Genomic DNA, 12,395 nt, shown 5'->3' with positions numbered 1-12,395 from the left:
TGAGGGTATCAATCTTGAATGGCCTGAAAAAGTAGTACGCTGATAAAATATCCGGTTAAAATAACAATATCGTATCTTGATAAATTTAACCGGATATTATTACAGTAATCTCTCATGTTTCTGCTGCTATTTTTGTACTGAATTGGATCAAGGATGAAAATAATGATATCGATGAATAACCGTCAAGAAGATGATTTAGTTGAAATTAGTGATAAGTTCTCTTTTATTTTAAAAGATGATGACTATGAAGAGATGAATAAAAAACTCACTCAAGCACTTTGCATTTCAACTATGCTGATTTGTGACGGTGATAGATATGATTTTGAACTGGAATATCATATTATTGTCAGTGCTATTGAAACGGTCCATGATCTAATGTGTGATGTGCGCAAAACGTTAATGTCTTGTCACATTGCTTAGTCTCGAAACAGTGCGACTTACTCTTTAGGTCTATAACCATCAAAAACACCAAAGATGATATGCATCGTGTTTCTAGGCTTTTTATTTAATCAGGATATAAATAAAACTTGCTTATTAATAATAATAGTCTATGATAAGTTCAGTATTAATCTGCATTACATTTTAGAATAATAGTCTTTAGTTCAAGTATATCCCTTCTTTACTTAAGTTTAACCTATCTTTTTAATAATTAAATCATAATGTAGAAATGATGCCAATCATGTAGCTAAAAACTACATCAATTTTTTTATTAAAAAAGGTAATTTTATATGAGTAAGCAAAAAGGTACAGTTAAGTGGTTCAATGAGAGCAAAGGTTTTGGTTTCATTACACCTGCAGATGGAAGTAAAGATTTATTTGTTCATTTTTCATCACTTGTTGGTAGTGGTTTCAAAACTTTAGCTGAAGGCCAAAGCGTTGAGTTCTCTATCTCTAATGGTGATAAAGGACCAGCAGCAACAGATGTTGTTGCACTTTAATGGTGAAATACTATTTTTTCTCTCGTAGGAAGACGAAAAAGCCGGTGTTAGCAGATAAAGTATCCAACTTTGACTAGATAATAGGTTATTCAGTTAAAGACATAAGCCTCGCATCGCGGGGTTTTTTTATGGCGAAATTATTTATTCTGGAAGTGTATACTGTGAACCATCACTACTTGCTAACTGGAAAAAGTCATTTGATCTTGTGATGAAATTGGTTTTAAATAACCTTATCCTTGGCTATTCAATAGTGATAACTGAAACAGATGGAGTGCCGGTAAATCCTTTACCGGGCTTTTGTGTGTGAGCACTGCATATCCATATCAATAATAAGCCTGTATAGATTAAGCTTATTTTGCCATTTTAATAACTGTTCTTAGGTGCGGTTTTTATTTTTATTGAATATTTAATTGGACTTATAGTTTATTTCGATTGTTTTGTCACGATTTATTCAGCATACTGAGTTGAGTAAATATTGTCCAGATATGGGCAATTTTTTATACATAAAAGTGAGGGGATCGTTATGGTCGGATTGAATTTATCAGATGAAATTATTAAAGACTTTATTTATTCAGTCTATCGCAAAGAGATCTTATCTAATTTGAAAAGTATCGTTTTAACTGAAGAAGATCGAATAAAATTGCAAGAAAAAAGAGATTATATGAATCGATTTTCAGAAAAGGATCTCAATGAATTTCGTCAGTGGGTGATGAATAAGTTATCGGTCTAGCCGCCTATATCTTGGATAAATAATCTACTAAGTTGATCAGTTTTATGTTTAACTGATGCATAGATTAATATTTTATTATCTATCTGCGCTGAGATAATTTTGATCTTAAAGGTTATCTGTCGCTATGCGTTATTTAGGATATTAGATACAATAAAAGCCATTATTTTTGAAAGATGGATTAAGCACAATGATAGATGATTTAGAACTGACTCATGAACAGCAACAGCGGGCAGTGGAAGAGATACAAACTCTGATGAACAAAGGGGTTAGCTGTGCTGAAGCGATTATTCTGATTGCTGAAAAAATCCGTAAAGAACATACTGCCGATTTATCAAAATAACCACAGAACGATTGTGTTCCGATGTTCTTTTTTACATAAATGTGATTTATGTCTTAAATTAGATAATAAACCTTGCTTTCATTAAGATTATATGCGGTAATAGAACACGGGCATAAATCCAGTTTTACTTTTGTAACATTAGAGTATAAGTAGTATCTTGTTTAAACAATAATCTTTGATTTAGCTTTAACAAATTCTCTTCTTGGATGTTCATGTAAGACGTATAACTGATGTTATGACCAAGAGAGCCTTTAGGCTAATATTAATTATTGTTAGGATGTTTTGTAATGACTAAGAAAACTGGCCATGTTAAATGGTTCAATGAAAGCAAAGGTTTTGGTTTTATCACTCCAGCTGACGGTAGCAAAGATGTGTTTGTTCACTTCTCTGCAATCTCTGGTGATGGCTTCAAAACTTTAGCAGAAGGACAACAAGTTGAGTTCGCTATCCAAGATAGCCCTCGCGGTCCAGCAGCAGCAGAAGTTGTCATCATCTAGTAGTCAACTGATTTGTTAAAACCCGCTAATATAGTGGGTTTTTTTATATCTTCTATTTAGTCTAATTTCTATTCCACTATTCCACTATTCCACTATTCCACTATTCCACTATTCCACTATTCCACTATTCCACTATTCCACTATTCCACTATTCCACTATTCCACTATTCCATCCATTATTTTAGTTTAACAGTATTGTAAACTATTTATTTTAAATTCGGTTTACTTGTGATATAGTTATTTTTATTTTAATAAAAGAATTGTGATGTTTTATCTCATTATTGTTACGTTGATTTGGTCATTTTCATTTAGTTTTATTGCTATTTATCTCAGTAATCAGATTGATATCTGGTTTGCTGTTTTTATCAGGATCCTATTGGCTTGTATCCTCTTTCTGCCATTTTTACGCCTAAACCAGATAAAATTAAGGATAATCATATTACTGATGTCAGTGGGGGCTTTTCAATTAGGCTTTATGTATATCTTTTATTACCAATCTTTTTTGTACATCACGGTGCCTGAAATATTACTATTCACGATAATGACCCCCATTTATATCACGCTTATCTATGATATTTTACGTAAACAGCGATTTCGCTTAACTTATTTACTCACCGCCATAATTGCCGTCTTTGGCGCGCTGATTATCCGTTATAACAACCTCAATACTCACTTTATGATAGGTTTTTTATTGATTCAGGGCGCTAATCTCTGTTTTGCTTTAGGACAAGTTGGCTATAAAAGAGTTATTGAGCTTCATCCCATGCCTCAACATCAGGCATTTTCCTGGGTCTATATTGGTGCCGTTATTGTCGCAATATTTTGTTGGGTACTATTTGGTCAGCACAGTGAGATGATAATAAGCCCTATACAGTGGGGTATTCTATTTTGGTTAGGTCTTGTGGCTTCAGGATTATGCTATTTTTTATGGAATTACGGCGCAACCAAAGTAGATGCCGGCACATTGGCGATAATGAATAATCTGGTGATTCCTTGTGGCATCATTGTGAATGTTTTGGTCTGGCATCAATCGATTGACTGGATTAGATTTATTGCAGGATCTATCACCATTTTGATTGCGCTCTATATCCATCAACGTTGGATAGTTAGTCAATAAATGGCTATAATAGGCAGATTAGGGTATAAAAAAGGTCGTCTATAAAAGACGACCAAAAATGTTTAAAAATGAAAAATAATGCAGTGGCATTAATTAAGACAAACTAAAAATAAATAAGTTTCAAAAATGATGATAAAAATAACATTTTTTTGAAAAAATTTAACTTACTGATGATATTAAGGTTATTTTTGTGCAATGTGATTATTTTTTAGAAGGTCAATGTCTTTCTTGTTCCTGGCTGACAAAAACCTATACACAGCAGTTAGCTGAAAAACAAATCATATTGAGTGATAAACTCCGCTCCTTTCAGTTTACTGATATTGATCCGCCCGTGGCGAGCGAGACATCTGCTTTTCGTAACAAAGCGAAAATGGCAGTATTAAATACCGTTGAAAAACCTATTTTAGGGATTATTAATCATCAGCAGCAACCGATCGATCTTTGCGATTGTCCGCTCTATCCCCAGCCATTACAGCAGGCCTTAGCGCAGCTTAAAAGCTATATTAAAACGGTTGGTTTAGTACCATATAATATTAATAAAAAAAGGGGGGAACTGAAATTTATTATTATGTCTTATGCCGATAATAAATTTATGTTGCGGTTTGTACTGCGATCATCGTTGATGATTGAAAAAATAACAGCTTCGCTGGATACGCTTTACCAGCTTATTCCTGATTTATGGGTTATTTCAGTTAATATCCAGCCTAAACATGCGGCAATTCTGGAGGGGGACGAAGAGATCATCCTTAGTCAGGCAGATGTTTTACCTATTCAGCTTAATCATGTGCCGCTCTATATTCGTCCGCAAAGCTTTTTTCAGACTAATACGCTAGTTGCTGAACAGTTGTATAAAACAGCGGCAAATTGGGTAAAATCACTCGATACTAACAATATCAATAAGATTTATTCGATTTGGGATCTATTTTGTGGCGTCGGTGGCTTTGGTTTACATTGTACCGATAAATTTAAAAAGCTGACCGGTATTGAAATTAATCAATCCGCTATTATTTGTGCTAAGCAGTCAGCTCAGGTGATGGGACTTCCATCACCTGATTTTCAGGCGTTAGATTCAACGCAGTTTACTTTAGCGCAACAACAAGCGCCAGATCTGGTGTTAGTCAATCCCCCTCGTCGAGGTTTAGGACAAGCTTTAGCCAATTTTTTGCAGGAATTACAGCCAAGCTATATTTTGTATTCCAGCTGTAATTTAGATTCTCTACTAGCGGATATTTTACTATTGGAAAACTATCACATCAGTAAAGCCCAATTATTTGATATGTTTCCTTATACACCGCATACTGAAACCATGCTGTTACTCACAAAAAATAGATGAGGATGATAAAGATGAAAACAATTGGATTATTAGGTGGTATGAGTTTTGAAAGTACCATAACGTATTATCAACTGATTAATCAAACCATCAATAAACAGTTAGGTGGCTTACATAGTGCAAAAATTATCCTGTACAGTGTTGATTTTCAGGAAATTGAGCAGTGCCAGGCTGCCGGTGACTGGGATAAAAGCGCTGAAATATTGATTGATGCGGCATTAAGATTGAAAAAAGCCGGTGCTGATTATTTGGTTATTTGTACCAATACGATGCATAAAGTTGCGCCACAAATTCAACAGGCAATCGGATTACCGTTATTACATATTGCACAAGTCACCGCGGATGCACTGAAACAGGCAAATATTCACCGCGTTGCACTACTGGGCACGCGATATACAATGGAACAGGATTTTTATAAAGCGCTGATTATTCAGGCTGGCATTGATGTGTTAATTCCGGATGAAAATGATCGTTTACAGGTCAACCGTATTATTTATGATGAGCTTTGTCACGGCCAGATTAAATCTGAATCGAAACAGATTTATTTAGCCATTATCAATAAACTGATTTCGCAAGGGGCTCAAGGCATTATTCTGGGTTGCACTGAAATTGGTTTGTTAATTAATCAGCAAGATGTCTCTGTACAAGTTTTTGATACGACCTTATTACATGCAAACGCAGCGGCGATAAGTGCAATATAAAAAGATATGGATATTAAGAGGTTATCTTTAATATTTTTTTCCTCTCCACTTTATATTGTTAACATTGATAAAAATAAGCTATGCTAATAGCCATTCAGTGATGGATCATAAATTATTTTTTGGAGGTCATTTTGATTCCTGACGTTTCAGCCGCTTTGTCTTGGCTAGAAAAACATCATACAATATTACAAGGCATAAATCGAGGTATTGAAAGAGAAACCTTACGCATCGATCAAAATGGTAAATTAGTGCAAACACCATTTCCAGCCTCAATTGGTTCAGCCTTAACACACTCATGGATCACAACCGATTTTGCCGAATCGATGCTTGAGTTTATCACGCCAGCTAATACTAGTATTGACTACACGTTAACTTTTTTACGTGATTTACATCGTTATGCTAGTATTGAGATTGGCAATGAGATGATGTGGCCGCTGAGTATGCCCTGTTTTGTTAATGATGAAGACGAGATTATTCTCGCTCAATATGGCACTTCTAATGAAGGATTAATGAAAACCCTTTATCGTAAGGGGTTAAAAAATCGTTATGGTGCGATGATGCAAACCATCTCAGGTGTGCATTATAACTTTTCGCTACCGCTTGCTTTCTGGCAAGCAAAAGATGGCATAAAGAATAGTGATGAGGGAAGAGAGGTTATTTCAGAAGGTTATTTTCGATTAATTCGTAACTATTATCGTTTTGGTTGGCTTATTCCTTTCCTGTTTGGAGCCTCTCCATCAATGTGTTCTTCCTTTATTCAAGATCCAGAAAAGAGGGCGGCGTTCTTAGCGCTGACTGAGAATAAAGGTTATTTACCTTATGCAACGTCGTTAAGGATGAGCGATTTAGGTTATACCAATGATGCGCAGCGTAGTTTAGGTATCACATTTAACCATTTAGAGACTTATGTTGAAGGGGTAAAGCGTGCCACGAAAATCAAGTCAGAAAAATTTGCTAAAATTGGTATAAAAGTTGACGGTGAATATCAGCAACTCAATGATCATATTTTACAAAATGAGAATGAGTTTTATGCGCCAATTCGTCCTAAACGCGTTCCACAAGCGGGCGAAAAGCCAACGGATGCATTGCTGCGTGGTGGCATTGAATATATTGAAGTCAGAGCGCTTGATGTGAATCCTTTTTCACCAGTTGGGATTACCGAAGATCAAGTTCGGTTCATTGATCTGTTTTTGATTTGGTGTGCGTTAGCCGATGCGCCTGAGATGAGTTCGGCAGAACTTGAATGTGCAAAACGCAACTGGAATCGCGTGATCATGGAAGGTCGTAAACCAAATCAAGTGATTGGTTTCGATTGCGATAGTCGATTTGAGCCATTAGCTAAAATTGGCCATAGTCTATTTGATGATTTATTGCGTGTCGCTGAAGTGCTTGATCGAAATGAAAAAAATAGTGCTTATCGTGATGTGTGTCATCGCTTACGTCCACTATTTGATGAACCCGAATTAACCCTATCAGGTCGTACTTTACAAGCGATTAAAGAGCTAGGGACTAATCAATTTGGTTTAAGTATTGCCCGACAGTATAAACAGCAATTACTCTCTGAACCTTTAACACTATTAACCGATAGTGATTTTATCAAGCAGAGAGAGCGCTCAGTTGTTAAACAGCGAGCTAAAGAAGCGGCAGATTCAATCTCTTTTGATGAGTATGTGAAGCAATTATTAAAGTAGTATTCTGATAATAAATAAATCTACGTCTGCTGAATTAATCGATATGGTTTATTCGACAGATTTGCAAACGACTATCCTCATTAATGGTATGCTATTTAATCATTAATGTGGATAGTTATTTTATCGCTAAAATCGTGGTGATAAGGTACCAGGATGATAAAATGGTGAAGAGTAATCATATATTACGTTACTGTGCCGATAGCAGTGATGTTGAAATTATTTTGCCCAATCATCACATTTTTGTGGATCAGCCGTTAACCGCAGATAATACGATTAATATCTTAGTTTGGAATATTTTCAAACAAAAAAGAGCGGATTGGATTTCGGTATTAAAAAAGTATGCCAAACACTGCCAGCTGGTTTTACTTCAGGAAGCGCAAACGACACCAACCTTAATTAACTATGTGACTCGTCATTATCGGGTTGCTGATCAAGTCCCCGCTTTTTCTGTTAACGATAGTTTTACTGGTGTCATGACCTTAGCTAAAACCTTGCCTATTTATACTCGGGCATATAAAGCGCGCGAACCTATCATTAGAGTCCCTAAATCAGCTTTAATTACCCTATATCCACTGGCGAATACGATGCAAACACTGATGGTTGCGAATATTCATGCGGTCAATTTTAGTTTTGGCCTGAAGGTTTTTCAGCAGCAGCTCGATGATCTTTTACTGCATATTCGAGATCACCAAGGGCCAGTTATTTTGGCGGGAGATTTTAATACCTGGAGCCGACAGCGTCTAAGTTTATTGCACTATTTAACCACAGAGATACAACTTCTGCCGGTTAATTTTGACACCGATTTGCGTAAAACGTTTATGGGGCGGCCTTTAGACTTTGTCTTTTATCGCGGATTGTCATTAACCGATTCACGTATCATCAGTACCATCGCCTCAGACCATAACCCGCTATTAGTCTCTTTCCAGTATTGATGATACTGTGGATATATTAGTGCCGAATATTGATCACAAGTCTGTCGCCAGGCTTAAGCTTATGCGCGTTTTGGATTTTATTCCATTGTAATAATTGACTTATTTTAACGCGATGATTTTTGGCAATCATAGAAAGATTATCACCTGGTTTGATACGATAAATAATCTGACTATGACGTAAGTGCTCTTTGGCATAAAATTGTAAATCAGCATCAGTGATAGTCAGATATTTCAGATTGGTGTTATTCGTTTTATTGGGTAATATGTCATCGGTATCAGCCGGTATCGATAATAAATCGACGATTGCAGCGCTGTTAAAATTATTGCTCAATAAGTTGCTATAGAGTGATTCAGCTTGATTTTTAGGAATTAGCAGATAGTAGGGACCATTGAGTGTCTTTTTCAGATAAGCCGCATTGTAGAGAGTCAGTTCATCTAAAGATAAATCGGTATACTTACAGAGATCGGCCAGTTTAATCTGTTGACCTATATTGACTTTGACTAAGGCATTGTCATAATCGTAATCGGGTAATGTAATCCCAAAATTTTTATTATGCCGAATCAGATCGGCAACCGCCAGAAACTTAGGAATATATTGCATCGTTTCTTTAGGTAAATTTAATGCCCAGAAATGTGCGGGTAAATGATTATTGATGCTCCATTGCTGAGCTCGTTTAACTCTACCTTCACCGGCATTATACGCCGCAAGTGTTAACAGCCAATCACCATCAAATATTTTATTGAGATATTCTAAATAATTCAGCGCCGCTTGGGTTGATTCGATCAAATCGCGACGCGGGTCATACCATTTATTCGCTACCATACCGTGGGCTTTTGCGGTAATTGGTACAATTTGCCATAATCCTGCGGCTTTTGCCGAAGAGGTCGCTTGTGGATTATAAGCACTCTCAATCAAGGGAATTAAAGCAATTTCGACCGGCATATTGCGTTGTTGCAGTTGGTTAATAATATAGTACATATAAGGCTCCGAGCGTGAGAGTAGTTGCTCGAAAGCCGATTTGTTTTTTAATAATTTTTCTTGTTCTTCGCGTATGCGCTGATTTAACGGAATACTGATATTGCTTTGCTTTTTAATAAAACGCCAAGGATTTTGCTTAAGTTTAGTGGTCAGTAAAGCTTGTGAACTGAGGTTGTCAGTGGCAGAACTGTCAATATGCGTTGGTGAAGGCTGATTTTGACATCCCGCAAGTAATATGAGCAGGATGAAGCTTAATAATTTTTTCATTATATTATATTTATATTAGATCTTTCGAACAGCGCCGACTATTTTATGCTGGCTCACTGGTACAATAAGATGATCAAAAGTTATCTTTAAGCGCTCTTAATACCATAAACAATGATTGGGCATCTTCTACTGAAAACTGACGTTGTAGTACTTGCTCGTGACAACGAAGAAAAATATTCGTTTTTTTCTCTAAAGCTAACGTTGTTGGTAAGGACATTTGCTGATTTTTGCGTAATAGTTCCACTTCAGCCAACCGCGTCATGATGGGGCCATCATTGGGTAAAATTTGATGCGCAAATTTTAGGTTGCTAAGTGTATATTCATGCGCACAACATATCAACGTTTTATTGTCTAAATCAGCTAAATGATTCAGTGTATTAAACATTTGCTTGGGCGTTCCCTCAAATATTCGGCCACATCCACCTGAGAATAAAACATCACCACAAAATAGATAAGGTTTGCTGTAATAGCTAACATGACCAAGGGTATGACCCGGTGTGGCGATGATATGAAACGCTAAGCCTAATTCCGTGATGATTTGATCAGGCGTAATAAGCTGGATGGGTAAACCAATTAATTTTTGACAAACTTCTTTGGGTCCATAAATGCGAATTGAAGGAAAAGCCGTCAGTAAATCGGTAACACCACCAATATGATCAGCGTGATGATGGGTTAGTAAAATAGCAACTGGTTGATATTGATTCTCTCTTAAAAACAGAATAACTGGTGTGGCTTCACTGGGATCAATAATAACAGTTTTATTATTGCTATCACTGAGTATCCAAATATAGTTATCGTTAAGTGCTGGGATAGCGGATAAATGCACCATGTTACTCTCCATCGGGTTTGAATCCATGATCGTGCTCAGTTGGATGGCTAGCTGAGGCCTTGGCGATGACATCACATCGTTCGTTTTCTGGATGTCCTGCGTGGCCTTTCACCCATAACCATTCCACCTGATGCTTAAGTAATGCATTATCAAGACGCTGCCATAAATCGACATTTTTGACCGGTTTTTTATTGCTGGTACGCCAACCATTCTTCTTCCAGTTAAAAATCCACTGCATAATGCCATTACGTACGTATTGGCTATCGGTGTAAACTTGACAATTACAGCGCTCTTTGAGCTTTTCTAGTGCAACAATTGCCGCCATTAATTCCATTCTGTTATTTGTGGTTAAATAATAACCGCAGGTTAATTCAAGTTCTTTCTCTTTATAGCGTAGAATAGCCGCATATCCACCTGGACCCGGATTGCCGAGACAGGATCCATCGGTAAATATTTCTATATTCTTTAACAGCATGGTTTATAAATCTCTGATAGAATAAGTGTAAGTTGACTATACCTTAGTTTAATTTTCCGAAAAACTCAATTTTTAATGGTTTAAAGTATGACCCAAAGTACTCAGATTACGCCGCAAAGGCAAATCGTTCTCGATACTGAAACCACTGGTATGAATCAGGATGGTGGCTTACACTATTTAGGACATAAAATTATTGAAATTGGTGCAGTTGAAGTGGTTAACCGACGCTTAACCGGTAACCACTTTCATGTCTATATCAATCCTCAACGGTTAGTCGATCCAGAAGCCTTTGCTATTCACGGCATCAGTGATGAATTTTTGCAAGATAAGCCGCTATTTAGTGATATTGCCGAAGATTTTATTCGCTTTATTGATGGCGCTGAACTCGTCATTCATAATGCTTCGTTTGACGTCGGTTTTATGGATTACGAATTTAATTTGATGGGACGAGCCTATAAAACCGCTGAACATTGCCAAGTGACCGATACACTTGCGATGGCTCGTCGTTTATTTCCAGGTAAACGTAATAATTTAGATATACTGTGTGAGCGCTATCATATTGATAACTCGCATCGAACTCTTCATGGCGCTTTACTCGATGCGGAAATTCTTGCAGAAGTTTATTTGGCGATGACGGGTGGGCAGACATCTTTATCGTTCAGCAGTGAAGAGCATCAGCAAAATCAGCAAACGTTTGTTTCTGCCGTGCAGAAATTAGCCAGAAGCCACTTAAATCTACGAGTACTGAAAGCAAATGATGAGGAGTGCCTTGCACACGAATCAACATTGGACAAAATTGACAAGAAAAGTGGTGGTGCAATATGGCGCAAAACGGTATAAATTGAGTCTGTCGCGTTGAATTTATAGACAATCAGTGTGGGTTTATTAAAAAAGCGGTTGACGGGTTATCAAGAAGTCTTTAATATTCAATCCGTCTTCATGAGACCTCAATTTCTTGAAGTGATTTAAAGGCGCGGAGCGGTAGTTCAGTTGGTTAGAATACCTGCCTGTCACGCAGGGGGTCGCGGGTTCGAGCCCCGTCCGTTCCGCCAATTCACTTTGTCAATTAGTTACAACACATCTGTTATATCAATTCATTTTCAATCTATTGTTATACAATGCGAAACTACCTATCCTACAATATAACTAATCACTAATCACTAATCACTAATCACTAATCACTAATTATTTATTGTGAAAAATCATTTAAACTATTAGTTAAGTTATCTTTAATAAGAAATACCTATTAAAATGAGCGATGTTTTAAATTTCTGATTTTAGTCACTGGTAACTTATTGAAAAAATGTAAGATTAAAGTGAAATTTAGACCTGTTTTTAAATAATCACATAATTTATGAGGTTGATCTCATTTAATTGTCTCGATATGATATTAAACGTAAGTGACTGTATTTTATGTTTATTTTTTCTATGGATATGTTATTAATGCGGTTGCGCTAATAGCTATTTATAAATAATTTAAAAAATAAAGGGAAATAAAAAATGAAAAAAAGCAAATAAATTATTAGTTTCGGGATTTGTCTCAATCTTTTTAACCAGCTTATCTGGTTT

At 36.4% G+C, this 12,395-nt stretch carries 14 protein-coding genes and 1 tRNA gene; 12 read left to right on the top strand and 3 right to left on the bottom strand.

Annotation, left to right across the window (positions count from 1 at the left end):
* Window positions 1-153: 153 nt before the first annotated feature.
* The 10 genes from RHO15_08885 to RHO15_08840 all read left to right on the top strand — a co-directional run bounded on the left by RHO15_08885 (window position 154) and on the right by RHO15_08840 (window position 8,276).
* Window positions 154-420: a hypothetical protein gene (locus RHO15_08885; protein ID WVD63578.1), complete on the top strand. Its 267-nt coding sequence runs from the start codon at window positions 154-156 to the stop codon at window positions 418-420.
* 308 nt (window positions 421-728) lie between these two features.
* On the top strand, window positions 729-938 hold the full coding sequence (locus RHO15_08880) for a cold shock domain-containing protein (GenBank protein WVD63577.1): 210 nt from the start codon (window positions 729-731) through the stop codon (window positions 936-938).
* Between the two features lie 523 nt (window positions 939-1,461).
* A complete protein-coding gene (locus RHO15_08875) occupies window positions 1,462-1,668 on the top strand; it encodes a hypothetical protein (protein ID WVD63576.1) in 207 nt (68 codons plus the stop codon).
* A gap of 187 nt (window positions 1,669-1,855) precedes the next feature.
* Window positions 1,856-2,008: a YoaH family protein gene (locus RHO15_08870; protein ID WVD63575.1), complete on the top strand. Its 153-nt coding sequence runs from the start codon at window positions 1,856-1,858 to the stop codon at window positions 2,006-2,008.
* A 287-nt stretch (window positions 2,009-2,295) separates the two neighbouring features.
* On the top strand, window positions 2,296-2,505 hold the full coding sequence (locus RHO15_08865) for a cold shock domain-containing protein (protein ID WVD63574.1): 210 nt from the start codon (window positions 2,296-2,298) through the stop codon (window positions 2,503-2,505).
* Between the two features lie 265 nt (window positions 2,506-2,770).
* A complete protein-coding gene (locus tag RHO15_08860; protein ID WVD63573.1) occupies window positions 2,771-3,622 on the top strand; it encodes a carboxylate/amino acid/amine transporter in 852 nt (283 codons plus the stop codon).
* A 190-nt stretch (window positions 3,623-3,812) separates the two neighbouring features.
* Window positions 3,813-4,955, top strand: coding sequence for a 23S rRNA (uracil(747)-C(5))-methyltransferase RlmC (gene rlmC, locus RHO15_08855; protein ID WVD63572.1), 1,143 nt, complete (start codon window positions 3,813-3,815; stop codon window positions 4,953-4,955).
* An 11-nt stretch (window positions 4,956-4,966) separates the two neighbouring features.
* Window positions 4,967-5,653, top strand: a complete 687-nt coding sequence (locus tag RHO15_08850; GenBank protein ID WVD63571.1) for an aspartate/glutamate racemase family protein — start codon at window positions 4,967-4,969, stop codon at window positions 5,651-5,653.
* Between the two features lie 131 nt (window positions 5,654-5,784).
* Complete coding sequence (gene gshA / locus RHO15_08845) at window positions 5,785-7,344, top strand: glutamate--cysteine ligase (GenBank protein ID WVD63570.1); 1,560 nt, start codon at window positions 5,785-5,787, stop codon at window positions 7,342-7,344.
* 161 nt (window positions 7,345-7,505) lie between these two features.
* On the top strand, window positions 7,506-8,276 hold the full coding sequence (locus tag RHO15_08840) for an endonuclease/exonuclease/phosphatase family protein (protein WVD63569.1): 771 nt from the start codon (window positions 7,506-7,508) through the stop codon (window positions 8,274-8,276).
* A gap of 16 nt (window positions 8,277-8,292) precedes the next feature.
* Here RHO15_08840 and RHO15_08835 read toward each other — a convergent pair whose 3' ends face one another.
* The 3 genes from RHO15_08835 to rnhA all read right to left on the bottom strand — a co-directional run bounded on the left by RHO15_08835 (window position 8,293) and on the right by rnhA (window position 10,826).
* Complete coding sequence (locus RHO15_08835; GenBank protein WVD63568.1) at window positions 8,293-9,522, bottom strand: transglycosylase SLT domain-containing protein; 1,230 nt, start codon at window positions 9,520-9,522, stop codon at window positions 8,293-8,295.
* A 73-nt stretch (window positions 9,523-9,595) separates the two neighbouring features.
* Window positions 9,596-10,351 carry a hydroxyacylglutathione hydrolase gene (gene gloB / locus RHO15_08830; protein ID WVD63567.1) on the bottom strand — a complete coding sequence of 252 codons (756 nt, stop codon included), beginning with the start codon at window positions 10,349-10,351 and terminating at the stop codon, window positions 9,596-9,598.
* A 1-nt stretch (window position 10,352) separates the two neighbouring features.
* Window positions 10,353-10,826 carry a ribonuclease HI gene (rnhA, locus tag RHO15_08825; GenBank protein ID WVD63566.1) on the bottom strand — a complete coding sequence of 158 codons (474 nt, stop codon included), beginning with the start codon at window positions 10,824-10,826 and terminating at the stop codon, window positions 10,353-10,355.
* A gap of 87 nt (window positions 10,827-10,913) precedes the next feature.
* On the opposite strand from rnhA, the gene dnaQ reads away from it, so the two are divergent.
* Both dnaQ and RHO15_08815 read left to right on the top strand, forming a co-directional pair.
* Entirely contained in the window at window positions 10,914-11,666 is a 753-nt protein-coding gene (gene dnaQ / locus RHO15_08820; GenBank protein ID WVD63565.1) for a DNA polymerase III subunit epsilon, read from the top strand.
* 135 nt (window positions 11,667-11,801) lie between these two features.
* A tRNA-Asp gene (locus RHO15_08815) sits at window positions 11,802-11,878 on the top strand.
* Window positions 11,879-12,395 lie beyond the last annotated feature (517 nt).

The organism is Orbaceae bacterium lpD01, from assembly GCA_036251705.1.
GTDB lineage: Bacteria > Pseudomonadota > Gammaproteobacteria > Enterobacterales > Orbaceae > Utexia > Utexia brackfieldae.
The sequence above is the reverse complement of the archived record's forward strand: the minus strand, read 5'-3'. Positions and strand labels throughout refer to the sequence as shown.